Here is a 24,076-nt window from a genome sequence, read left to right on the forward strand (position 1 = left end):
CCTGCCCTATTATATCACAATTCTCACCTTCACTATTTCATGGTTTTCGACGATCAAGGACTCTTTTAGCCTTCCCTTCACTCCTTGGAATTGTTTTGGGTTCTACCAGTTTCACTTTTACAGCTACAGCTAATATGCTTTCAATTCTATGGCGAATCCGATTGGACAAATCCTCCAAGGACCTAACTTCATCAAATAAAGTCGTCTCAGAAATCTCAACCTGAACTTCTAATATGTCCATTTGACCATGTCGTTCTATAACCAGTTGGTAGTGAGGTTCTACTTCTCCTACTTGCAAAAGCGCGTGTTCCACTTGGGATGGAAATACATTGACTCCACGAATAATGAGCATATCATCACTTCTACCTTCTATTCGTCCAATTCTTCGAAAACTTCTGCCACAAGAGCATTTTCCAGGAAGAATCCGAGTTATATCACCAGTACGATATCTTATAATCGGAAGTGCTTCCTTCGTCAAGGAAGTGAAAACAAGTTCACCTCTTTCTCCCTCTGGCAGCACCTTCCCAGTATCTGGATCTATAATTTCCATCCAAAAATGATCTTCCATTACATGTAACCCATTTTGTTCCTGGCATTCTACTGCTACACCCGGACCAATGATCTCACTCAATCCATAAATATCGATGGCTTTCAAATGTAATCGTGCTTCTATTTCTTTACGCATATTCTCGGACCATGGTTCTGCTCCAAAAATACCCACCTTTAATTTTAAATCTGAAAGTTTAATGCCACTTTCTTCAATGGCTTCTGCCAAGTATAGTGCGTAAGAAGGCGTACATGTAATTACGGTACTTCCGTAATCTTTCATAATCATGATTTGTCTATCTGTATTGCCACCAGATATAGGAATAATAGAAGCACCGATTTTTTCAGCTCCATAATGAACACCCAACCCCCCAGTGAACAATCCATATCCGTATGCATTTTGAATCACATCTTGTCGTTCAACACCTGCACACATTAAAGAACGTGCCATTAGTTCTGACCAGGTATTGATATCTTTGCGTGTATATCCAACTACTGTTGGTTTGCCTGTGGTTCCAGAAGAAGAGTGGATCCTCACCACATCCTGCATGGCGACGGCAAACATATCGTAAGGATAGTTATCCCGCAAATCTTGCTTTCTACAAAAAGGTAGTTTTTCCAAATCCTCAAAGTTTCTCATTTCACAAGGATCTATGCCCGCCGCCTGAAACACCCTTCGATAATGGGGAACATTATGATATGCCATTTCTAAGGTTTTTTCAAGTCGCTTTAATTGCAAATTTTCTAGTTCTGTCCTTTCCATGCATTCTTTTTGTTGATTCCAGTACATCTTAATTTCCTCCTCTATTTTATCTACAACCAACCCTTGCCAGAAGGAAATAAATGTATAAAAAAGAAACCTTCCCCCTGTCAAGGGACGAAAGGTTTCCGCGTTACCACCCTTATTGACCGTCGTTATAACAGTCCACTTAATCTGAATACGAGAATCTCATGACTCTGATATTCGCACCTCATAACGGAGGTTCCGTTCAAGCCTACTGATAATTCAGCTTGAAAACTCCAGAGAGAACTTCAACAAGTTGATCCTTAGAATACTCTCAGTCAATGGCATTCTTCCCTGTATAGCACCATAATTGCCTACTTTTCTCCATCATTGTTTTTTCTGAATGTTGATTCGTTTAAGAATTATTATACACTGGCCTGTTTTGTGTGTCAATAGCGGTTTACTTTATTCTTGATTGATTTCTTCTTTTCGAATCGTTAATTGATATTCTTTTTTCAATAGCAAGATCCTACTCACGGATTCATCAAGCTTCGACTCAGAGAGTCGTCCATCCTTCACAGCTTCCACAATGGCTTCGTGGGCATCCAAGGGCTCTGGTGGCATTAGTAAGAGGTCTGCTCCCGCATTTAATGCCTTCACCGCCGCTTCACCGCTTCCCCACTCCTTGCTAATAGCCGCCATCTCAAGGGCATCTGTCACAATCACCCCTTTATAACCCATTTTTTCTCTCAACAAACCTGTTAGAATAGATTCAGATAGCGTCGCCGGAAAAATTTCATCATAAGCAGGTACTATGAGATGAGCTGTCATAATTGCTGGAATGCCTTCCTTAATGGCTTTTTGAAAAGGAACCAATTCCACCTGCTCCATTCGCTCCGAGCTGTGAGGCAAAATCACCTGCTCAAAATGACTGTCTTCGCTGGTATCCCCATGGCCTGGAAAATGTTTGAATACGGGAATGATTCCCTCTTCCATCATTCCTTCTGCCTGTTCCCATGCAAACATCCCGACTAATTCTGGGTCTGATCCAAAGGATCGGTCACCAATAACCGGATTTTCAGGATTACTGTCTACATCTGCAACTGGAGCCATATTCATGTTGAACCCTAACTCTCTGAGATGTTTTCCCAGCAGGTTTCCAGACTCACGAACTTCCTGAGCATCGGCATTTTCTCCCAAAACTCTGTTGCCAGGTAATTCTGGAAACCCTATCCCTTTTCCTGTTAAACGAGAAACCCTGCCTCCTTCTTCATCTACTGCTATCAACAATGAAATAATAGATGTTTCTTGCAACTCATTGATAAAATCATTTATTTGCTCTTCTTTCTGAATATTTTCCGAAAATAAAATAACGCCACCTGGCTTGATCTGATGTAATACACTTAATAGATCTTCTGTTGTATTTAGGATGGGATTTCCGAATGCATCCTTACGAAAAGCCAGCATTAAGACTTGGCCTGCTTTTTCTTCCACACTCATGCTGTTTATTAAATCCTTTAAGACTTCGTAGGAATCTTCTTTTTCTACTTCTTTTATCTCCACTTCTTCTAAACAATCTTGGCTTTGATGATTCAGTTCTTCTACCATTTCAGTACCACATCCTATGCATAGAAGCATCAGAAAAGCCACCACATAGACACTGGATTTCTTATGAGTACTCCCCATTTCCTGCCACCTTTCTATCGTGGACTGGACTCCATATCGACTTGTACCCTAAGGTCAAGTGTTCTTCCTAACGGTTACAGTCTGAATATTGCCTAGCTGACAACTAGAAAACCCCTGAAACACATGGTTTTCAAGGGCTTCCAAAGTATTTTTTCTATTTTAAAACTACTCGATGATAGGTTTTCTTTCCTTTTTTAATAAGTAGCGAACCATCTTCAAAATCACTTTTTCCAATGGTATGATTAATATCCATCACTTTCTCATCCTTGATAGAAATACCTCCCTGTTGAACTAGTCGACGTCCTTCAGAACGAGAAGGGACCAACTCGGTTTCAATCAGTAGAGATAATACATCCTTGTTTTCTTCAAAATCCTTTTCTTCAAATTCCGTTGTCGGCAAATTCTCTGCCATACCACCGCTAAATACTTTTTGGGTCGCTTCCTCTGCTTTATTTGCCTCTTCTTCCCCATGAACTATTTTGGTGGCTTCAAAGGCCAATCTTGCTTTGGCAGCATTAAGGGCCGCTCCTTCCACGCCACATAGTTCCCTAATTTCTTCCAGTGGTAAAAAGGTTAATAGCTTCAACGTTTTTTCCACATCTTGATCATCTACATTTCTCAAATATTGGTAGAACTCATAGGGGGATGTTTTTTCAGGGTCTAGCCATAAGGCTCCTGATTCGGTTTTACCCATCTTGATTCCTTCGCTAGTAGTCAGCAATTGGAAAGTCAAGGCATGAGCATTTCCGCTTTCAACCCTTCGAATCAATTCGTAGCCCGCTAAAATATTGGACCATTGATCGTCTCCACCCATTTGAAGCTGACAATCATGGCGTCGATATAGTTCAAGAAAATCATACGCTTGCATGATCATATAGTTAAATTCCAAAAACGTTAAGCCTTGTTCTAACCTTGCTTTATAGCACTCTGCAGAAAGCATCCGATTGATGGAAAAGTGTCGGCCTATTTTTCTTAAAAAGTCAATATAATTTAATTCCAGTAACCACTCTGCATTATCTACCACAATTGCCTTGCCTGGGGAAAAATCCAAAAACCGCTGAAACTGCTTCTTGAATCGCAGAGCGTTGTCTTGAATTTGATCTGGTGTCAACATTTTTCTCATATCGGTTTTTCCAGAAGGATCTCCCACCATAGTGGTGCCTCCCCCTAGCAGTACCACAGGACGATGTCCGGCATTTTGCATATGCATCATCACCATAATCTGAACATAATGTCCAAGATGTAAGCTTGCTGCCGTTGCATCAAAACCAATATAAAACGTAATCGGTTCACGACCCATTCTTTCTCGAAGTTGATCTTCGTGGGTAACCTGGGCTACATAACCTCTTTCTTTCAACACATCAAACACATTTGCCATTGGGTCTCTGCCTCCTCCTTTTGCTGTCAATCTATTTATCTTTTTGTTGCAGCTCAACTACTTGCATTTGACTTTCATATAGCTGATTCTGAAGCTCTTCAATAACATCCTTGGCTTTCTTTAGTTCTTGATCTTTTTTGTTGAACGCCTCATGAAGGTTTTTCAGTTCAACTTGTTTGCTTTCATTTTCTTTTCTGATTTCATTTAATTTCTGTTGAAGATGTCTACTATGTTCTTTTTCTTGACTCAAAGTCTTGTTTTTCTTCTCTAATTCATTTTTCACATGAAAAAGGTCTTCGTTTTTTAATGGTTTCTCTTTTTGTAACGATGCATTTTCTTGCTGTGATTTAAGATAAAGATCGGCAATATTGATAGAAGTCAATACCGCTGCCATGGAGAGACTTAGCTGACGATTATGTTTTGCAACCTCCTGCATTTTTTCATCCACAAAAGTTCCAATCCGAATCAAATACTCTTTTGTCTCATTTCCGGCGATGGGGTATTCCTGTCCATTAATCCTCATAATCACTCGATTTTTTTTCTCCGTCAACGACATCCACTCCTTGACTGAAAACTGTTCCCCTATTATATCATATTCCCGATTGTGTCGTACAGACTGTTGCCTCTTTATGCTCTAAGTTTTGCTTGAAGCTGCTTTTGCAGTTCTTTTATTAAAACTTGAATGACTTCCTCTACTTCATTATCTTTCAATGTTCTCTCCGAATGCCGGAAGGTAATGGTATAGGCCACACTTTTTAAGCCTTCTCCAATCTGATCACCTTGATAAACATCAAAGAGTTCGTAGGATTCCACCCATTCCCCACCATATTGGCATATAATATCCTCTATAGCCTTCACAGGAATTTGTTCTTCTAATACCAAGGCCAAGTCTCTTACAATAGAAGGATATCGAGGAAGGGTTTGATACACGGGATTCACCACGGCCATTTCTAACAAAAGATCTCCATTAATTTCTGCAGCGTAGCATCGCTCACTATCTAAGTCATAATTCTCTCCAACCATGGGATGAATTTCACCCATGGTGCCCAATAATTTTCCTTCTGCATATACATTGGCACATCTTCCTGGGTGATAACTAGGATGATTTGGTTCTTCTTCATAAACGATTTGTTGTATGCCCATTTTGTTCAGTAAATGCTCAAGAATACCTTTCAAGGTAAAGAAGTCTTCCTTCTTTCCAAAGGTTGCAATAATTAACTCTGTCACTTCCATCGGCAGTACATTACTGGATTCTCCCAACTTAGAATAAAAAACATTCCCTATTTCATAAAAACGACCCATAGGTACTTTTCGATGAATATTTCTAGCAAGTACTTCCATCATATTGGGCAGGACAGACGTTCGCATCACGCTTGTTTCATCCCCTAGTGGGTTAAGTAATTTAACAAAATCTCTTTTAAAGCTTTCTTTAGGCAATCGAATTTTTTCTACACTTGTCGGACTCACGAAAGAGTAGGTTAAAGATTCAAAGCACCCACAGGCAGCTAATGCATCTTTTAATCGTTCCTTCATCTTTTGATGTTCCGACAATCCACCAACCATAATATCCCCCTTCATTAGGGTAGGAACAATCTTATCAAAGCCGTAGATCCGACCAATCTCTTCTATAAAATCTGCTTCTTGTTGTAAGTCCTTTCGAAAGGAAGGAGCTTCCACCATTAGGTGGTCTTGTTTTTTTTCTGTTTTTATTTCCAACTTAGTTAGAATAGCCATCATTTCTTCTGTTGAAAGATCTGTTCCCAAAAGTCCATTGACTTTTTCTGGCCGAATCTCCAGCTTTGCATGTTCAATTGGTTTAGGATAGTCTTCCAGCACTCCTATATTAACAGTTCCGGCACCCAATTCTTCAATTAACTGACACGCTCGATTAGCCGCTAATAAACATAGTTCTGGATCCATTCCTTTCTCAAATCGAGAGGATGCCTCAGTTCGAAGATTCAATTCCTGAGATGTTTTGCGGATACAATCTTGGTTAAAATTGGCAGATTCCAGAATAATAGAGGTAGTCTGATCTGTTATTTCCGATTCTTCGCCTCCCATAACACCTGCTATTCCTAAGGCATTATCTTTATCAGCAATCAACGTCATATAAGAAGCTAATTTTCGTTGAACTCCATCAAGGGTAGTCAATAATTCCCCTTCTTTAGCCTTCCGGATAAAAATATGTTGATCAGTTATTTTTTCAGCATCAAAGGCATGCAGCGGCTGCCCTATTTCCAACATAACATAATTGGTAATATCCACTATATTGCTAATTGGACGCACACCTGCCTGAATAAGCCGCTGTTGCATCCATTGCGGCGATGGCTCGATCTTTACATCTGTAATTTTTCTTGCAATATAACGATAACATCCGTCTTCATCTTCAATGGTAACACCCCCATCCTCGCTCCAATCCAATCCAGCTTCCTTAAGCTGTACCATTGGTGGATTTAGCACCGTATCCAAAGTAGCAGCTACTTCCCTAGCGATTCCCAAAACACTTAAACAATCCGGCCTATTGGATGTGATTTCAAATTCAATCACGTCTTCTACTAGCGGAAGTACTTCCGTAAAGGGTTTGCCCGTCTCTGCCTTAGCATCTAAAATCCATATCCCATCTTTAAATTCTTCCGGCACCATATGCTTGGGAATTCCCAGCTCATCCGGTGAACACATCATCCCCTGTGATGATTCTCCTCTTAGATGACTTTCTTCTATGATCATTCCATTAGGGAGTTCTGTTCCTTCCAATGCTACTGGAACCTTATCCCCTTCTTGTATGTTCTCCGCCCCCGTAACAATCTGTAACTTATTCTTGCCTGTAGATACTTGGGCCACCACTAATTTATCCGCCCTAGGATGAGGCTGTATTTCTTCTATGCTGCCAACCATTATTTTATCTAGACCTCTCCCCCAAGGGCGAATCTCTTCCACTTTGGATCCTGACATAGTCATTCTATCAGCTAATTCATCTGTATTAATCCTTATCTCCACATATTCCTTTAACCATTTTACTGGTACCAGCATGGGTATTTCCTCCTTTAGTGTCCTATAGTTTTCAATGCTAAAACTGGCTTAAGAAGCGTAGATCGTTTTCATAAAGCAAGCGTATGTCATCAATGCCATATTTTTGCATAGCGATTCGATCAATTCCCATCCCAAAAGCCCATCCACTATATTTTTCCGGATCAATTCCGCAATTCCTCAACACATTTGGGTGAACCATTCCAGATCCCAACATTTCAATCCAACCACTGCCTTTACACATGGAACATCCTGCTCCCTGACATTTAAAACACGTTACATCTACTTCAGCACTTGGCTCTGTAAAGGGAAAATAATGTGGCCGAAACTTGGTTTGTGTATGCTCTCCAAAAAGATGTTTCGCAAAAATTTCTAAACTACCTTTCAAGTCTCCCAAGGTGCTTTTTTCATCCACTACCAACCCTTCTAATTGATTAAACATTGGAGAGTGGGTTGCATCTGGAGTGTCATTCCGAAAACATCTGCCCGGAGAAATCACTCGAATGGGAGGTTTATTTTGCTTCATCACCCGAACTTGCACTGGTGACGTCTGTGTTCGAAGAATGGTATTTTCATCAATGTAAAATGTATCTGAAAAATCTCTAGAGGGATGATTGGGAGGTGCATTCAGCATATCAAAATTATTGCTGACGGTTTCTACTTCAGGTCCTTCAACTACAGTGAAACCCATCCCTATAAACACTTCTTTTAGTTCGTCTAACGCCTGTGTCAAGGGATGTCTTGAACCCTGGGATGGCCTTTTCCCTGGCATGGTTACGTCAATCTTTTCTTTCATCAGCCTGATCCCCAGTGCTTCTTCATGGATCCTTGCCCTTGTTTCATTAATAGCTTTTTCCAAGTGTTCCCTCACGTCATTGGCTACTTGCCCTACCCGTGGTCTCTCTTCTTTTGGAAGACTTCCCATATTTCTCAGTACCTGTGTAAGTCCGCCTTTTTTACCAAGGTATTTTATCCGAATATCTTCTACTTCCTTTGATTCCCTGACCTTTTGCAGCATTTCCACTGCTTCTTCTTGAAGTTGTTTCAATTTTTCTTCCATGGATCAATACTCCCTTCCCCTGTTTATAATAAAATCAAAAACAAAAAAAGCCTTCTTCCCCAAGGGACGAAAGCTATTCCGCGGTACCACCCTACTAGCACAAATCTTCTTGTGCCTCTCAATGACGATAACGGCGTCTGCCGCCAATGCCTACTTGTCTTCAGCATTAGAGCTCCTGAGCGAACTTCCATTGAAATCACTATGGAGGCTTTCAGCCACGGCTTCCATTCTCTTTCCTAATGACCCTTCAATGTACTCTCTCAATCATCGCAGGATAAACTTATGGAAGATTATACCATGGATTTATCCCTAGGACAAGTAGTAGCCACATGAAACATCAATACACTCCCTGCAATGGCGGCATTTAATGATTGAGTTTTTCCCTTCATGGGAATGGTAACGGCGCCATCCATCATTTCTAACAATTCCGGTTGTATTCCCTTTGCCTCATTGCCAATAACCAATACCATAGGGGATTTATACGTTATTGAGGTATATACTACGCCTCTCTCCAATGCAGCTCCAATAATTTGATACTGATATTCTCTCAGTTTTTCCCATGTTTTCTCAGTATCTTGTAGCTCAAAAACCGGTAAGTGAAATACGGCTCCCGTTGCTGCACGGATGCATTTAGCACTAAAGGGATCCGTGCTTCCTGTTGTCATCATCACCGCATTAAATCCTGCCGCCTCTGCTGATCGGATCAAGGTTCCCATATTTCCTGGATCTTGAATTCGATCTAACAAAAGGATGTTTTGACTTTTTCTAATGACTTCCTCTAAATCATATACGGGTTTATGAACAATGGCTATAGCTCCTTGAGGGTTCTCCGTATCAGTCATTTTTTTCATGACAGAATCCGTTACCTGTATTAGCTCTATGCCAGCTTTCTCGCTGCTATAGAGCAGGTTTTCTCCACTCTGTAATGATTCGATTTTTTTTTCATAAAAAATTACATCAATCCCAGGGGATTCAGACACCATGTCTTGTATTCCCCTTATTCCTTCTAAAAGAAATTGTTGATGCTTTTTCCTGTTTTTTCGGAGTTGTAGAGAAAGCGCCTTTTTTATAATAGGGTTTGAGATGCTTTCTACTATTTTTATCGTCATCACCAACCTCCTTATACATGATCTTTCCTTATTGCTAGGTCTCCTAATATCCATCAACCAATGACACTTATTCCTTAACCAATGGGGATTCGTCAGAATCCAAACTCCCCTTCACCACTTCCTTAGTCTAAAAAAGAGCCGACTATTTCGGCTCTTTAAGACTGAAGATAACAACATTATGCATTTATTTTTTCTTTAGATAATTCTACCAACTTGGCAAAACCATCCTTATCATGAATTGCCATTTCTGATAACATTTTTCTGTTCATTTCTACACCCGCCTGCTTTAATCCATTCATGAAACGGGAATAAGACATGCCGTTAACACGGGCTGCTGCATTTATTCTTGTAATCCATAGTTTTCTAAAATCACGCTTTTTCAGTTTTCTACCTTTATAAGCATGACTCAGGGCTTTAATCACTGTAGCGTTAGCAGTCTTAAAGAGCTTACTGCGAGCACCACGATACCCTTTTGCAAGTTTAAGTATTTTTTTATGTTTCTTTTTGGCGTTTACCGCCTTTTTGACTCTAGCCATGGTTGATTTCCTCCTTCAACAGATCCTTAAATCATTTCTCTGATTTTTTTCAATTCACCTTTAAATACAGTAGCCGACTTTCGAAGCTTTCGCTTTCTTTTAGCAGACTTTTTCGTCAAAATATGACTCTTATAGGCCTTTGCTCTTTTAAGCAGCCCTGATTTTGTTTTTTTGAAACGCTTGGCAGCGCCACGATGACTTTTCATTTTTGGCATGAAAATTTCCTCCTTTTAGTGAAGCTCCTTATTGAATTTTAGGCGTAAGGAACATAATCAGCTGTCGACCTTCCATTTTCGCTGACTTTTCTACAATTACGTATTCATCCATCATATCCTTGAACTCATCCATAACTTTGCGGCCTAATCCAATATTGCTTAACTGACGGCCTCTAAAACGAAGTGTCACTTTCACTTTATCTCCGTTTTTAATAAACTTAATGGCTTGATTTGCTTTAACCTGCATATCATGTTCTTCGATGTTCGGACTAAGACGAATTTCTTTTACGTTAATCACTTTTTGATTTTTCTTAGCTTCTTTTTCCTTCTTGGCTTGCTCGTATTTGTACTTACCATAGTCCATAATTCGACATACTGGCGGTTTTGCTTGGGGCGCAACTTTAACAAGATCAAGATTTTTTTCATCCGCCATTATTTGCGCGTCTTTCGTTGAAACAATTCCCATCTGTTCGCCTTCTGAATCAATCAGCCTTACTTCTTTCTCTCTGATTTCTTCATTGATTTGAAGTTCTTTAATCGTAATGGCACCTCCCTGAATACTTTGTGGATAACAGAATTAGAACGATTCATTTATAGCAGATATTTGCCACATATAAAAGCGGATGGGGTATCCCATCCGCTTCATAGACATTCATGCATAATCCATCAAGATACTATCCTCTTGATCATCATGCCATCTATTAACCCTGTCGAGCACTGCTGCAGGGTGAGAAACGGATCGTTCTACTTTGTTTAGAATAACAGTCTACCATCCAAAGGAACAATTGTCAAGCTATTCCATTTCAATAGATAATTCTTTTCTGCTAATCTTATCTTTTAATTGGGATAAAAACACCTCTGGCTTCATGGCTCCTATTTCTCCACCATCTCTAAGCCTTAAGTTCACTGTATGACTCTCTATTTCACGATCACCAATAATCAACATATATGGAATTTTTTGCAATTGTGCTTCCCTGATTTTATAACCGATTTTTTCATTTCGATCATCTAGCTCTACACGGATGCCTTCTTGTGATAATTCATCACGCAGTTTTTCTGCATAGGCCATCTGTTTATCAGAGATTGGCATGATACGAGCTTGCACCGGGGATAACCACAGAGGAAATTTCCCTGCAAAATGTTCAATCAAAATCCCTATAAATCGTTCAATGCTACCAAAAATAACGCGATGAATCATAATAGGTCGATGTTTTTCCCCGTCTGAACCAATATAGTTCAGGTCAAATCGTTGGGGCATTTGAAAGTCAAGTTGGATGGTTCCACATTGCCACGTACGACCAAGACAATCTTCTAAATGAAAATCAATTTTAGGGCCATAAAAAGCGCCGTCTCCTTCATTGATTTTATATGGTATCTCCCGCTCCTCCAAGGCATCTTGAAGGGCTGAAATGGCCATATTCCATTCTTCGTCGGTTCCCATGGATTTCTCTGGTTTTGTGGATAATTCAACATGATATTTAAAGCCAAACATCTTATAAACATGATCTACAAAATCAATAACCCCAATAATTTCGTCTTTTATCTGCTCAGGAAGCATAAAAATATGAGCATCATCCTGGGTGAAGCAACGAACTCTCATTAATCCGTGCAAGGCTCCAGACATTTCATGGCGATGCACCAGGCCTAGTTCCCCCATCCGAATAGGAAAATCTCTATAGCTATACATCTTTCGTCTATATACCAGCACAGCACCTGGACAATTCATGGGTTTTACCGCATAATTCATTTCATCGATTTTTGTAAAATACATGTTTTCCTGATAATGATCCCAGTGACCAGATTGATGCCATAAGTTTTCATTTAAAATAATAGGTGTCTTTATTTCATCGTATCCTCTAGCAACATGAGCTTGTCGCCAAAAATGCTCTAATTCGTTCCGTATTACCATCCCTTTTGGATGAAAAAACGGGAAACCCGGACCTTCATCCAGTAAAGTAAATAAGTCCATTTCTTTTCCTATTTTACGATGGTCTCTTTTTTTTGCTTCTTCAATACGTTCCAAATATTCCGTTAGCTCTTTTTTCTTTTCAAAAGCAGTGCCATAAATGCGCTGAAGCATTTTATTTTCTTCACTGCCTCTCCAATAGGCCCCAGCCACGCTTAACAATTTAATCGCCTTAACTCTTCCAGTAGAAGGTGCATGAGGTCCAGCACAAAGATCTGCAAATTCCCCTTGTTTATAAAATGAAATAATCTCGTCTTCTGGTAATTCTTGAATTAACTCTGCTTTATATGGCTCCCCCGCATTTTTGACATATTCAATAGCCTCATCCCGAGGTAATTCAAAGCGTTCTACTGGTAGATCTTCTTTTACAATTTTTTGCATTTCTTTTTCGATTTTTTCCAGATCTTCTGGCCCAAAGGTATGTGCCGTATCAAAATCATAATAAAAACCATCCTTAATAGCAGGTCCTATGGCCAAGGCTGTACCAGGGTAAAGCCTTTTTACCGCCTGAGCTAAAATATGAGACCCTGTATGCCGCAGAAACACCTTTCCATTTTCATCTTCAAATTTCACCAAATTTAATTCCGTATCTTCTTCCAGGGGATACATATAATCCACTGGTTCTCCGTGAATTTCGCCGCCTATGGCTGCTCTAGCAAGCCCTTTACTGATATTCTCCGCCACTTCCAACACGGTTGTCCCTTTGGGAAACTCTTTAACCGTGCCATCTTTTAAGGTTACTTTAATCGTTTCCATATTTCTCCTCCTGTCTTTCATTCTATTCAACAAAAACACAAAAAAATCCCTTTCTCCCATGATATTCAGGGCGAAAAAGGATTCCGCGGTTCCACCTGATTAAAACAGCTTTGCTGCTCCACTCATTCAGACGATATCGGGGTCACCGGCTTCTTTAGGAAGCTGCTGGCGAATGGTTTTCAGATGAGCTTACACAGAAACACTTCCAGCCATGGTGTTTCTTCTCTGACTTGCAGTTCTCAACCTACTCTTTTCGCTTCAAGGCATTTTCACATTTATCTATTGCCATTATACCGATATTCCTAGGGCTATGTCAAGAAAACAGTGTTAAAAACCAAGCCTGAAAAAAACCTATTATCATTCCTAAAATACCGCCCAACCCTTCTATATGTCGCAATTCTTTTCGAGCCACGTTAACAATCAAGTTTTCCAAATGTTCCATCGGGTATTCGATAATTTTTTCTTCTACTATATGGGCCAACTTCAACTTCTGACCTTGATCGTCTACCAAGTGCTCAATCATATCTGTAATAATTCGATCCCCTTCTTTGTCCAATAAGTCACTGACAAAAGTCCCCACTGGCTTTCGCATAGCTCGACGAATCATTCCCGGCATTCTTTCTAAAATCATATCATTAAGGTAAATCTTCAGAAATATTTTCAAATCTTCACGTTGCTCTGATTTTCCAAAGGTCTGAAGAATATCCGCCATGGACACTAATTCTTTTTCGATTTGTCGCCCCACATTTTTAGCAATTTCTTTTTTGCGACGAGGAATCACCCCCTGGATTTCAAACCCTAAAACAGGAATTCGAATGGGAAGGTAGGGCTTAAACAAGAGTCGTATGGCCAATATATTTGTAGTCCATCCAATCAATCCACCCACTGCAACTACTAAAACCCAGTACATCATACTCATAACTTCACCTCTACTTTCAGCCTTTATGCCAAGGGCTTCCTATATATCCATCCCTAATAACGTCTATTTCTTATGTCTATTCAACTTTTCCTGCTACTTTTACGGTTTTTTTCAATCACCTGTTGCCTCATTTTCTTTTTATCCTGTCTTTTCTTCTTATACATTCGATTTTCTGCACGCGTAAATGCTTGGTCAATAGGCTCTTCTAGATTGGTTTTAATAGCATATCCTAAAGAAATACTTAGATGTATCCCTTCAAAGATAGATTGATTGCATCCAGTTTCGATTCTTTTGATAATCTGTTGAGCATTTTCTTCGTCAGAGTTTGGCAAAATAATTCCAAACTCATCGCCACCCCACCTTGCAACTACATCTTCTTGACGCACGGCATTTTGCATAATCCTTGCCATTTCGATTAAAAGCTGATCGCCAGCGTAATGACCCATGCTGTCATTTATTTTTTTCAGATTATTAGCATCACCCAAAATAATTGTCAGCGGCATTTTTCTTTCTACATTTAATCGATTTACCTCTTCCTCAAAATACCTCCGATTATATAACCCTGTTAGAGCATCGTGATAACTAAGATATAAAATCCGCTCCTCTTTTTCCTGTCGCTTTCGAGTCTCTTCCCACCATATCCGATAATAAGTATACCAAGATGCCACTAAAACCAATAATCCCACCGCAACGACTAGTAAAAGCCATGTGGTTGTCCGATTCATAAAGGCCAATTGCTTATCCACATGGGTATGCATGATCCCTACTAAACGATCTTTAGATTCCTCCAACTCCAACTGGCTTTTGGTGTAATTCCAACCAGATAACAATCGAAAAGCTTCTTCCCTGTAGCCTCTCCCAATCAAGTGAAAACTTCTGTCTTCAATGGCTCCTATAGAACCTAATAATCTTTGCATTAAAAGCAATTCATTGGCCGCTTCTTGGGAATCAATATACGTGGGAATTCGTTCTAAGACTTGACTTAATTCAGCCTGATCTTCTTCATGCTGCTTTCGCCACGTTAAATCCCCAGTTGCTGCCGCCATATTAGCCGCCATTTCCAGACTTTTGGTATATAAGAATACTTCTCCTGCCGCTTTTTCCATGGCGAGGTTTTCGCTTTCAAATACGTTAATCATTCGATAAGAGTAAGTAAGATTCCATACCAAAATAACAATGAGTGTGATGGTCACTGTTACGGAAATTGCAAACCATTTTTTTGCCAATATGCTTTTTGCCCAAGATCCTTCTACGGTATTGCTAGATTGCTCCCTATCAATAATAAATCTTCCTCCTTCCTTATGACCTTAGGATCCAGGAAGTTATAGCCACTCTTTAATCATTTCTGCATTTTCCTTGATCCATCTATCCGCTGCTGCTTCCGGAGACAATCCATCTGCATTTATCCAAAACATTACCTGTTCCATATGCTCCGGTTCCCAATAAAATCGATCTAGAAATCTATATACCTCAGGCATATCTTCCTCTAGCCCTTTTCGCACAATCGTATGAATTCTTTCTCCCTCTCCATATGCATTAAACGGATCTTCCAGATACTTCAGGTTCCATTTTTCAAATTTCCAGTGAGGCGTCCATCCAGTAATCACAATCCATTCTTTATCCTCAATAGCATTTCCAAGTGCTTCTGTCATTGTTCTATCGCTACCAGAAATGAGCTGGAACTCATCGAGGCCATATTGATCCATCATTGCTTCTGATGAAGTCATCAACCCTGCGGCTGGATCAATGCCTATTATTCTATATTCAAATCTGTCTCCGTAATCTACCAGCTCTTCAATGGAATCAATAGTAACGTATTCCGGTACAACCAATCCTGTAATGGCATGATCTAAATTGGGTCCAAGATCTTCGATGCGACTTCGATGTTCCTCTAAATAATGTTGATGAAGTGATGGTAACCATGCAGCCACCATTGCATCCTGGTCACCTACCGCAACAGATTCCCACATGGCCACGGCGGAAACAGCCAATAATTCACATGTATAGCCTAACTTTTCTTCTATGACGGCTTTTACCACATGAGCACTGGCCTCTTCCGAAACCCAATCCACATAAACAATTTTAACCACTTCATTCTTTTTCAACTGGTCTTCTGTATGGTTTTCAGGCTTCTCCGATGCACAACCGACCAAAACTATGATTCCTATCATGGATAGTGCCAATAACTTTTTCAATAACATCTACATTCCTCATTTAATTTAGTTCTTTTTTCCTATATTAACCCAATCAATAAGAAAACTCAAGAAATCAAACGCAAGGTCAGCCTATTGATAGTAGAACATTGTTAATCCTTTTTAAATAGGAATATTGGTTTGAGTGTCAAAAGGTAGCTTCCCGGGCAAGACCCACAGCATGTAGAGACAGGAACCTTCTATTCAACCATATATTGTTTGCCAGCAAAGTTTGCCGGGCTTTTGACACCACAACCAATATTCATTGTATCCAAATTACCCATTCCCCACTTTCCTAATGATTTCTATTGGATACCACAATTCGATTTCTCCCTTGTTCTTTTGCGGTATATAAGGCTTTATCTGCCCGATTTACCCAAGCTTCCACCTTTTCTTCCTCCTCTAATTCTGCTACTCCAATGCTTACAGTAACGCTTGGTATATCTGGAGCGATTTCGCTAAAATCAACGCTTTCAAAAGAAGCCCTAATTCTTTCAGCAATTTGCCATGCCTTCGTTGCATTTGTCTCAAAAAATATCACAGCAAATTCTTCACCGCCAATCCGACATGCATAGTCCCCTTCTCTCACACTTTTCTTCATGACTTTCGCTAGTGTTTGAAGCACTTGATCCCCTTTGGGATGACCGTAGGCATCATTAAACTTTTTAAACTGATCAATATCCAGATACAAAAGAGAAATAGATTTCATTCTTTTACTGGGATTTTCTTTGATTTCTAAAAGAACATCATCAAAGCAACGCCGATTATAAAGACTCGTTAAGCTATCCGTAAGACTAATTTGAGTAAGCTCAGTTGCACGTTGATCCGCCTGTTCACCATGTTTTCTTAGTATTCGAATTCGATCCGCCAAAGCAAAAGATAGCAATAATGCCTCCATTCCTGCAGAAGCAGTGACGGCATGAGAAGTCAATAGGCTATGCTCTAAAACCCCAACTCCCCTCAGCACATAGGCAATGACCGTGCTGAAAAGAACCGCCGTTGCCATTATATAATATTTGGAGATCAGTTGGCCTTTCCGATATGCAATCACTGCCGTCGTCATGACTAAGAAAGGAAGGATTGCTCCTAAGACATAGGCCAACCAGTTAGCATAATACTGATTTCCAGATAAGACTAATACGATTCCCATTCCACAAATGCCAAAACATCCATAGGCCGGATACTTGGCTTTTGGAACAAAACGAGGCACATCAATAAAAGACCACGCAAACATCAATGCAAAAATCACTGCTATAAAAGTAGCTGCAAGGGTATGTATTTCGATAAATTCTCCCCACTCAAAACGTATAATTTTAAGAACTCCGGTTACGCTGACCTGATAAAGGGTCATAAACAAGATATACCCAACATACAGAATATAGACCTTATCCTTTAATGCAAAGAATAGCACCAAATTATAGAGCATCATCGCCAGCATCATACCGTAAATCAAAGAAAGAACCAATATCAATTGAAGCTGAATTCCAGAAAAATAGTTTCGTTCCACAACAATCATGGAAAAATTGTTGGAATACATACTCTCTACCCTGATATAGAAAGGCCTTTCCGAATCAAGGTTTTCCGGAAGTTGAAAAACCGGAAAAACAAACCCTACTTCATCCTGTACACCAGCATGATAAAATCCGCCTAAGTATCTAATGTAGTCCTCTTCTTCATTGATCACCGGTATGTATAACTCGATTCTTTCTATTCCCGAATAATCCAAGTAAAGTAAATGTTCTCTCCAAAGGAGCTCCGCATTGTTGGTTTCTAATTCATTTAATTGAAAACGAATCCAATGTGTCTCTTTTGTTAATCCAAACTGAAACACGTCTTTATCATGGTTTTCGAATGATTCATCATAATCAGATGCTAGCAACTGCTGGAATGTTATGTTTCCATGAGGATCCTTCAACACTTGAGAAATACTTCCTAGTGTCAAAGACTCTTTACTGGAAACAGCATCCTCTATACCCCCCACAAAAATCATCGCCTGTGATGCGACAATCAAAATGAAAACCCATATGATCCATACAACTCTTTTTTTCATAAGCAGTCCCTCATTTTTCTTTTTGATTCCTATGTTCTGGTTAATTGAGTATGCTATAATGTTGTGATGTCCACTAGAAAGGAAGCATCTCCCATATTATCTGTTATCCTGTTCTTCATTGATAGTACCCTTTCTATACAAAAATATCTATACAGAAACCCAAAATACTTACTGATGAGATGCATGCAACCCATCACGCCTCCCACTTCTCGACTGTAAAAAAATAAAAAAGGAGTATTGAAATGCGAAAACAAGATGTTCTAGAACTCAAAAAAAGATTTAAAAAAGATGACTGCACCTTTACAAAAGTTTGTGGTTGCTACGTCAACAGCGAAAAAAATAAAATTCTCCAGTTCAGAGAAAGCTTTCTGAATTTAGAAGAAGATGATGCCTTTAAATACATGGAGATCCTTCGAAAAGTTTTATCCGGAACCATTGATAATCATTTGCTGGAACTTCATTTCCCTTTAGACGAAAATCTAGAAAACACCAAACAAACCTTTTTTTATGAATTGAAACAGAGTCAGCTTAAAGACGATGCGTTATTAGAGACTTTTTACCAATCAATTATCGATCACTTTCCGCACCAAGGAAATTACCTGATTCTAGCTTTTCATGACGCCTATGACGTCATCACCAAAACCACAGATCGATCAAAACTTGATGAATCAGAAGAGGTGTATGAATATATTTTATGTGCCATCTGCCCCGTCTCCTTAAGCAAGCCTGGCCTTCGTTATTTTGAGGAAGAACAAAAAATCAAAGCCCGTGTCAGAGACTGGGTTGTAGAGCCTCCTACCTTAGGCTTTATTTTCCCAGCTTTTATTCATCGAAGCGCTGATATTAACGGAATTATGTATTATACTAAAAACCCTAAAAACCCTCACCCTGCCATAATGGAAGACGTTTTAGGATGCATTCCAAAGCAAACAGCAGCCCTTCAGAAAGAATCCTTTCAAATGATCGTCAAGGATTCCATGGGTCCAGATGAAGAAGCTGGTGAACAAGCTCTTTTAGAAATTCATAGCACTTTGGAAACTATGGTAGAAGAGCATATCGCATTGTTTGACAACGGCGAAGAAGAACCCTTACGTGTGTCGGAAACCGAAGTAAAACAGCTGCTAGCTGATAGCCAGCTACCAGAACAAGCAATTTCTAAAATCGAAGCTTCCTACCAACAGTGTTTTGACGAAGACTTTCCTATAGCTCATAATCTTATTGATTCTAAGATTACTAAAGCCACCGAACAACGAAAAAAAGAATTGCGACTTCAAAAGCAAGTGGATGCCTTACAGGATAAATTGGAAAAAACAGCACAGCCACCTTCTGAAAAAGAAGTGATTTTACAGGTGAATCCTGAAAAAGAATCTCATATCACTACTCAAGAAATAAACGGCCATCGTTGTCTGGTAATTCCATTGGAAGACAACGAACATGCCACTGTCAATGGTCAGCAATACCCTTTATAAAAACAAATTCCTTTGACGTCTCTTTAGGGTTAGGGGAAGCAACGTCAAAACCTTCAAAAACGTGTCTACAGAATGTTTGCCCACAACCATAAGAGCTCCTACTATTACTTATGTCAAAATAAAAAGAGGAGTACATCCTATCCCTGTACTCCCCTTTTTTATTTACTTATGTTTGCAGCATAGGTGTCTTGATCATTCTACACCATATTCTCCATCCCTGATTTTTCATCAAAAACGGATCTCATATCCTTCATATATAGCCGAAAACCATAGATGACAAAGAGCTATGCCCAGAAGAGAACCTCAAGTTCCTTTGCTGTACCGTAAAACCTTCATTTTCTAGATAACGGTCTTTTTCTTCTGAAAAACAAGATATAAAAAGGACTCAGAGTCTCCACACTCTCCTTTTAATTATTGATATTGAAGAATTCCTACACGCTTAACTCTGAGAACCATTACGAGGGCTACAACAAGGGTTATGGCTTCATAGACTACAGGAGCCATCCATATGGCATTACTCCCCCATCCCATGGTCATAACTGTAAGCGTCACTCCCACTAATACATACCCTCTTAAAAAAGATATGACAGACGCTTTTTTAGAGAATCTTAAAGCTGTAAACAATCCTGAAATAAACACGTTAAATCCAGAAAGTAAAAAACCAAACCCAAACCATTTTAAGGCCGAAATAGATAATTGAAAGGATTGTTCGTGTTCTGGACTAATAAACAGCCTTACAACATATTCATTCATCCGTTGAGAAATAAAAAAGAATAGCAAGGAAAACCCAAGAACAGTCTTCAAGGATAAACCAATGATACTTCGAATACTGTCCTGATCATTTTTCCCATTAAAATAACTAACTAAAGGCTGCATTCCTTGATTGATACCGATCATAGTCATCATGACTAAATTATTAAGGTACATTAAAACTCCAAAAGCCGCAATGCCGTGAGGTCCAATCCAACGAATAATAAAAAAGTTAAAAATAAAAGTAGTAAACCCTATGGACAGTTCTGTCAAGGACTCTGGAAACCCTACGCGCAAAATAGCTTGAATATCTGACCACTGCAATACCGGCTTAACAAAACGCAACTGTCCTTTTTTTCTTAGAAAATGAATCAAAAATGCCATGCAAGATAAAAACTGTGCAAGCCCTGTTGCATAAGCAGCCCCTTTTATTCCCATGCCAAAGCGAATAACCAATAAATAATCAAATACAATATTGATAACTGCCGCTAAAGTAACATAGGTAATGGATAAAGAAGGAAATCCATCGGCTTTCACCAATACTTCTAATGTATAGGCTACCATAAAAAAAGTACTGAAGGAAATTACAATTCCAAGATAATCTTTTACATATCCATAAGTCTCTTCTGTTGCTCCAAGAAAAGTTACCAAAGGATCTAAGAAAAACAGAGACAAACTGGTGATGAGAACTCCTATGCTTGCTACCATAAAAATGGTCATGCTAAACAAATGATTTCCTTTTTCTGTATTTCCTTGCCCCATATAATAGGTAATCCACGTTGATGCTCCTACGGCAATCAGTAAAGCCACTGCAAATACAGTGTTCACAAAAGGCATCGCTAGGTTAACCGCTGCTAATGCTTTGTCTCCTACACCTCTTCCAACAAACATCCCATCTACCATAGTGTAGATTGAAAAAAACCACATCGCACTCACAGATGGTACCAAATACTTAAAAAACTGTTTTTTTACTGACATTTTTCGCTTCCTCTCAAAATATGATAAACTATTGTATAGACTCATCATAAACCTTAGTACTATACTAAGGTCAAGGAGGAATTATGAAAAAAGAATATTCAATCGGAGAAATATGCTCCTTATACCAACTGGGAGCAGACTCACTGAGGTACTATGAAAAAAAAGGACTGTTACACCCAGCCCGGAAATCCAATGGTTATCGACTTTATACCCTAAAGGATATTTGGAAGCTTAATATCATTAAAGACTTAAGAAAACTGGATTTTTCAATTCCACAAATTAAAGAATATCTTGAAAACAGAACATTGCACCACACTATTTCAATGTTGGAAAAAGAAATTAATATTATCGAAGAAAAAATTAAACCTCTAGAATTATTGCAACAAAAGCTTAACCAAAAACTAAGCGACCTCAAAGCACTGCAGCATTATGAAGATGAAAGGAATGTATCCTATCGAAAAATAGGTGACCGAAAGATCATCCTAATAGACGGTGTCCTCCCACAGGACGAAGCCGTAGATTTAGCCTTTCGAGAATTAGAAAAAACAGATGAAGAAGCACTCTCCTTAGTTGGAAATCTAGATATGGGTGTTTTTATCGACGAAAAAGGATTTCAGGCCCAAGATTATACCAGTTACCACACCGCTTTCTTTTTTGTTCAAGATCAAACAAAACCTTGGCATCGTATCATTAAAGGCGGAACCTTCGCTTGTCTTACTTATCGAGGCAGCTATTCTAAAAGTCAGCAAATGTTTGAAAAAGTAGTCACAGATCTCCATTCGAAAAATTATCATATTATAGGAAAAGCCATGGAGATTTATCGCCTTGATATTCACACCACTGCTAAGGAAGAAGAGTTTCTAACAGAAATACAAATCCCCGTCTCCTGTAATTAATAAAGGATCCCTCTATTCTTGTCTCCCTAAGGATCCTTCCGTTTTTTTCATCTCCTTCAAGGTATCACTAGGACTCTGTATGTATTTTTGAGTTTAAACCTGCAAAATTGTCGAAATCTTCTTGGCATTCCTTTGGAAGTCCGATACAATAAACAAGGATTCTTCGGTTCGTCTTTCTCAGTCCTTCCTACAATGATCCGAAATTTTTTAAAAAAAGAGGTGCTTTCCACGTGAAAAAAGTGTATGAAGACCAGATTCTACAGCTTGCCGTAGACGAAACCAGTCAACAATTATACTTAACCGTCTTAGACAAAGAAGCGAAAATGGCTTACTTCGAAACCGTTACAAAGGCTAATCCGCGGGTAAAAGTAAGTAACTTCAGAGGATTAAAGGAAGCCTTTGATGCTCCAGGGCATCCATTATTAATAGGCGATTTTAAGCCATTAATTGAATTGACAGTCTCCAAGGATGAAATGAAAGCACATATGACGCTCAATCTAACCTCTGAGCAGCATCAAACAGCCAACCAAGAAGAAATCACAACAGAAGCTTTTCGGATTTTAACAGAGAAAGACATTCAAACAAACATTCAAAAAGAAGCAATTGAATCACTCCCACCGATGGAGAGTATCCCCATTGCATATGGTATCGATCCAACTCCAGGAGAGGACGCAAAAGTTCGTTATTATGAACTAGGGGAAAAAAAACCGCAAGTGAAAAAAGACGGCAATGTAGATCATTACGAAATCCACCTTTTAGATTGCGTCCAAAAAGGCGAATGGATTGGAGAAAAAATCCATGCAACAGAAGGAACTCCTGGAAAAACTATTTTTGGTAAAACAATCCCAGCAAAAAAAGGAAGGGATTTCCCCTTAAAATACGAGAAAAAAACAATTGAATCCATTGAACAAGAAGGCGTAACAGAACTTAGATCAAAAATCGAAGGAGCAGTTCGATTTCGCCATGGCAAAATCACCGTCGAAGATCACTTGTATATTTCAGGAGATGTGAATTACAAAACAGGCAATATTCGTTTTAATGGCCATGTCACTATTGATGGAACCATTGAAGACAAGTTTCAAGTTATCGCTCAAAAAGATATTTTAGTAAAAGGTGACCTAGGCGTTGGAGCTGTTGAACTCATTCATTCAGAAACCGGTGATATCGCTATATTGGGTGGTATTAACGGCAAGGGAGTTGCGACTATTAAAGCTGGCCGTAATGTCTATGCAAAATTCGTTCGCGAAGCTTCTGTTTATGCAGGCGATGATATTCATGTAGGCTTATATGCCATCGACAGTCACTTAAAAGCTAATTTTATTACTTCTCTAGATAACGGACGTATTATTGGTGGAACCATCGATGCCAAACACCGGGTAATGGCTGGTTCTATCGGAAATCGCTACGAAAAAGAAACTCAAATCAAAGTATCTGGCTTTAGTAGAAAAAAAGTAACCGAAGAACTAACAGCCATAAAATCTAAGTTTAGTGATACCCTGGTCAAAGGAAACCGCTTAAAAAGACAGTTGGAAGTTTTCGAAATCAATCAAGAAACCTTGGACAAAAAAGCCTTGGATACTTATGATGCATTGATGTTTCGCTACGATCAGTTGATTGATGAAATCAATGAAATAAATGCAGAGCTAAAGCGTCTAGAAAACATGCTTCGTACCCGAGGTGAAGGCGAGGTGATGATTCTTGATAACGCACACCCGAACACCATGTTAGAGATCAAGAATCTTCAAAAGAAAGTCAAATCCTTAATAAATGGCTCGATTTTTGTTAAAGATAACGAAATACACTTTAAATCTGAGTAAAT

19 protein-coding genes and 2 other annotated features are annotated in these 24,076 nt (G+C 39.2%); of the genes, 3 read left to right on the plus strand and 16 right to left on the minus strand.

Annotation, left to right across the window (positions count from 1 at the left end; translation table 11 throughout):
* Positions 1-37: 37 nt before the first annotated feature.
* The 15 genes from ACZ47N_RS02725 to ACZ47N_RS02795 form a co-directional block, all read right to left on the minus strand.
* Positions 38-1,336 (minus strand): phenylacetate--CoA ligase family protein, encoded by a 1,299-nt coding sequence (locus ACZ47N_RS02725; protein ID WP_464887609.1) that lies wholly within the window; start codon positions 1,334-1,336, stop codon positions 38-40.
* An 80-nt stretch (positions 1,337-1,416) separates the two neighbouring features.
* Positions 1,417-1,670, minus strand: a binding site (T-box leader).
* A gap of 65 nt (positions 1,671-1,735) precedes the next feature.
* Entirely contained in the window at positions 1,736-2,956 is a 1,221-nt protein-coding gene (gene nagZ, locus ACZ47N_RS02730) for a beta-N-acetylhexosaminidase (RefSeq protein WP_464887610.1), read from the minus strand.
* A 154-nt stretch (positions 2,957-3,110) separates the two neighbouring features.
* Entirely contained in the window at positions 3,111-4,334 is a 1,224-nt protein-coding gene (tyrS, locus tag ACZ47N_RS02735) for a tyrosine--tRNA ligase (protein WP_464887611.1), read from the minus strand.
* 31 nt (positions 4,335-4,365) lie between these two features.
* Positions 4,366-4,884 carry a cell division protein ZapA gene (locus ACZ47N_RS02740; protein ID WP_464887612.1) on the minus strand — a complete coding sequence of 173 codons (519 nt, stop codon included), beginning with the start codon at positions 4,882-4,884 and terminating at the stop codon, positions 4,366-4,368.
* 77 nt (positions 4,885-4,961) lie between these two features.
* Positions 4,962-7,364: a phenylalanine--tRNA ligase subunit beta gene (pheT, locus tag ACZ47N_RS02745; RefSeq protein WP_464887613.1), complete on the minus strand. Its 2,403-nt coding sequence runs from the start codon at positions 7,362-7,364 to the stop codon at positions 4,962-4,964.
* Positions 7,365-7,401: 37 nt separating this feature from the next.
* Positions 7,402-8,421: a phenylalanine--tRNA ligase subunit alpha gene (gene pheS / locus ACZ47N_RS02750; protein WP_464887614.1), complete on the minus strand. Its 1,020-nt coding sequence runs from the start codon at positions 8,419-8,421 to the stop codon at positions 7,402-7,404.
* 59 nt (positions 8,422-8,480) lie between these two features.
* Positions 8,481-8,698 (minus strand) — a binding site (T-box leader).
* Positions 8,699-8,711: 13 nt separating this feature from the next.
* Positions 8,712-9,530: a TrmH family RNA methyltransferase gene (locus ACZ47N_RS02755; protein WP_464887615.1), complete on the minus strand. Its 819-nt coding sequence runs from the start codon at positions 9,528-9,530 to the stop codon at positions 8,712-8,714.
* 176 nt (positions 9,531-9,706) lie between these two features.
* Positions 9,707-10,066, minus strand: a complete 360-nt coding sequence (gene rplT, locus ACZ47N_RS02760) for a 50S ribosomal protein L20 (RefSeq protein ID WP_464887616.1) — start codon at positions 10,064-10,066, stop codon at positions 9,707-9,709.
* A gap of 26 nt (positions 10,067-10,092) precedes the next feature.
* Positions 10,093-10,281 (minus strand): 50S ribosomal protein L35, encoded by a 189-nt coding sequence (gene rpmI, locus ACZ47N_RS02765; protein ID WP_464887617.1) that lies wholly within the window; start codon positions 10,279-10,281, stop codon positions 10,093-10,095.
* A gap of 28 nt (positions 10,282-10,309) precedes the next feature.
* The gene (gene infC, locus ACZ47N_RS02770; RefSeq protein WP_464888407.1) at positions 10,310-10,840 is read right to left on the minus strand and encodes a translation initiation factor IF-3; all 531 of its coding nucleotides are present in this window, start codon (positions 10,838-10,840) and stop codon (positions 10,310-10,312) included.
* Positions 10,841-11,074: 234 nt separating this feature from the next.
* Positions 11,075-13,003, minus strand: a complete 1,929-nt coding sequence (gene thrS, locus ACZ47N_RS02775; protein ID WP_464887618.1) for a threonine--tRNA ligase — start codon at positions 13,001-13,003, stop codon at positions 11,075-11,077.
* 313 nt (positions 13,004-13,316) lie between these two features.
* Positions 13,317-13,922 (minus strand): DUF445 domain-containing protein, encoded by a 606-nt coding sequence (locus ACZ47N_RS02780; protein ID WP_464887619.1) that lies wholly within the window; start codon positions 13,920-13,922, stop codon positions 13,317-13,319.
* A gap of 80 nt (positions 13,923-14,002) precedes the next feature.
* Positions 14,003-15,148 carry a sensor domain-containing diguanylate cyclase gene (locus ACZ47N_RS02785; protein ID WP_464887620.1) on the minus strand — a complete coding sequence of 382 codons (1,146 nt, stop codon included), beginning with the start codon at positions 15,146-15,148 and terminating at the stop codon, positions 14,003-14,005.
* A 96-nt stretch (positions 15,149-15,244) separates the two neighbouring features.
* Positions 15,245-16,123, minus strand: a complete 879-nt coding sequence (locus tag ACZ47N_RS02790; RefSeq protein WP_464887621.1) for a glycine betaine ABC transporter substrate-binding protein — start codon at positions 16,121-16,123, stop codon at positions 15,245-15,247.
* Positions 16,124-16,409: 286 nt separating this feature from the next.
* Complete coding sequence (locus ACZ47N_RS02795; protein ID WP_464887622.1) at positions 16,410-18,164, minus strand: sensor domain-containing diguanylate cyclase; 1,755 nt, start codon at positions 18,162-18,164, stop codon at positions 16,410-16,412.
* Positions 18,165-18,406: 242 nt separating this feature from the next.
* Between ACZ47N_RS02795 and ACZ47N_RS02800 the strand changes: the two genes are divergently transcribed.
* Complete coding sequence (locus ACZ47N_RS02800; RefSeq protein WP_464887623.1) at positions 18,407-19,633, plus strand: DUF4317 domain-containing protein; 1,227 nt, start codon at positions 18,407-18,409, stop codon at positions 19,631-19,633.
* Between the two features lie 411 nt (positions 19,634-20,044).
* Here ACZ47N_RS02800 and ACZ47N_RS02805 read toward each other — a convergent pair whose 3' ends face one another.
* Positions 20,045-21,361: an MATE family efflux transporter gene (locus ACZ47N_RS02805; protein WP_464887624.1), complete on the minus strand. Its 1,317-nt coding sequence runs from the start codon at positions 21,359-21,361 to the stop codon at positions 20,045-20,047.
* A gap of 83 nt (positions 21,362-21,444) precedes the next feature.
* On the opposite strand from ACZ47N_RS02805, the gene ACZ47N_RS02810 reads away from it, so the two are divergent.
* Together ACZ47N_RS02810 and ACZ47N_RS02815 are read left to right on the plus strand one after the other, a co-directional pair.
* Positions 21,445-22,257: a MerR family transcriptional regulator gene (locus ACZ47N_RS02810; protein ID WP_464887625.1), complete on the plus strand. Its 813-nt coding sequence runs from the start codon at positions 21,445-21,447 to the stop codon at positions 22,255-22,257.
* Between the two features lie 230 nt (positions 22,258-22,487).
* The gene (locus ACZ47N_RS02815; RefSeq protein WP_464887626.1) at positions 22,488-24,074 is read left to right on the plus strand and encodes a DUF342 domain-containing protein; all 1,587 of its coding nucleotides are present in this window, start codon (positions 22,488-22,490) and stop codon (positions 24,072-24,074) included.
* Positions 24,075-24,076 lie beyond the last annotated feature (2 nt).

This window comes from Tindallia texcoconensis (assembly GCF_055383815.1).

Coding starts and splice junctions, on each gene's coding strand:
- rpmI (WP_464887617.1), bottom strand. CDS start 10,281: ATGCCAAAAATGAAAAGTCATCGTGGCGCTGCCAAGCGTTTCAAAAAA.
- rplT (WP_464887616.1), bottom strand. CDS start 10,066: ATGGCTAGAGTCAAAAAGGCGGTAAACGCCAAAAAGAAACATAAAAAA.
- ACZ47N_RS02780 (WP_464887619.1), bottom strand. CDS start 13,922: ATGAGTATGATGTACTGGGTTTTAGTAGTTGCAGTGGGTGGATTGATT.
- ACZ47N_RS02800 (WP_464887623.1), top strand. CDS start 18,407: ATGCGAAAACAAGATGTTCTAGAACTCAAAAAAAGATTTAAAAAAGAT.
- tyrS (WP_464887611.1), bottom strand. CDS start 4,334: ATGGCAAATGTGTTTGATGTGTTGAAAGAAAGAGGTTATGTAGCCCAG.
- ACZ47N_RS02805 (WP_464887624.1), bottom strand. CDS start 21,361: ATGTCAGTAAAAAAACAGTTTTTTAAGTATTTGGTACCATCTGTGAGT.
- ACZ47N_RS02725 (WP_464887609.1), bottom strand. CDS start 1,336: ATGTACTGGAATCAACAAAAAGAATGCATGGAAAGGACAGAACTAGAA.
- nagZ (WP_464887610.1), bottom strand. CDS start 2,956: ATGGGGAGTACTCATAAGAAATCCAGTGTCTATGTGGTGGCTTTTCTG.
- ACZ47N_RS02755 (WP_464887615.1), bottom strand. CDS start 9,530: ATGACGATAAAAATAGTAGAAAGCATCTCAAACCCTATTATAAAAAAG.
- pheS (WP_464887614.1), bottom strand. CDS start 8,421: ATGGAAGAAAAATTGAAACAACTTCAAGAAGAAGCAGTGGAAATGCTG.
- ACZ47N_RS02790 (WP_464887621.1), bottom strand. CDS start 16,123: ATGTTATTGAAAAAGTTATTGGCACTATCCATGATAGGAATCATAGTT.
- thrS (WP_464887618.1), bottom strand. CDS start 13,003: ATGGAAACGATTAAAGTAACCTTAAAAGATGGCACGGTTAAAGAGTTT.
- ACZ47N_RS02810 (WP_464887625.1), top strand. CDS start 21,445: ATGAAAAAAGAATATTCAATCGGAGAAATATGCTCCTTATACCAACTG.
- ACZ47N_RS02795 (WP_464887622.1), bottom strand. CDS start 18,164: ATGAAAAAAAGAGTTGTATGGATCATATGGGTTTTCATTTTGATTGTC.
- pheT (WP_464887613.1), bottom strand. CDS start 7,364: ATGCTGGTACCAGTAAAATGGTTAAAGGAATATGTGGAGATAAGGATT.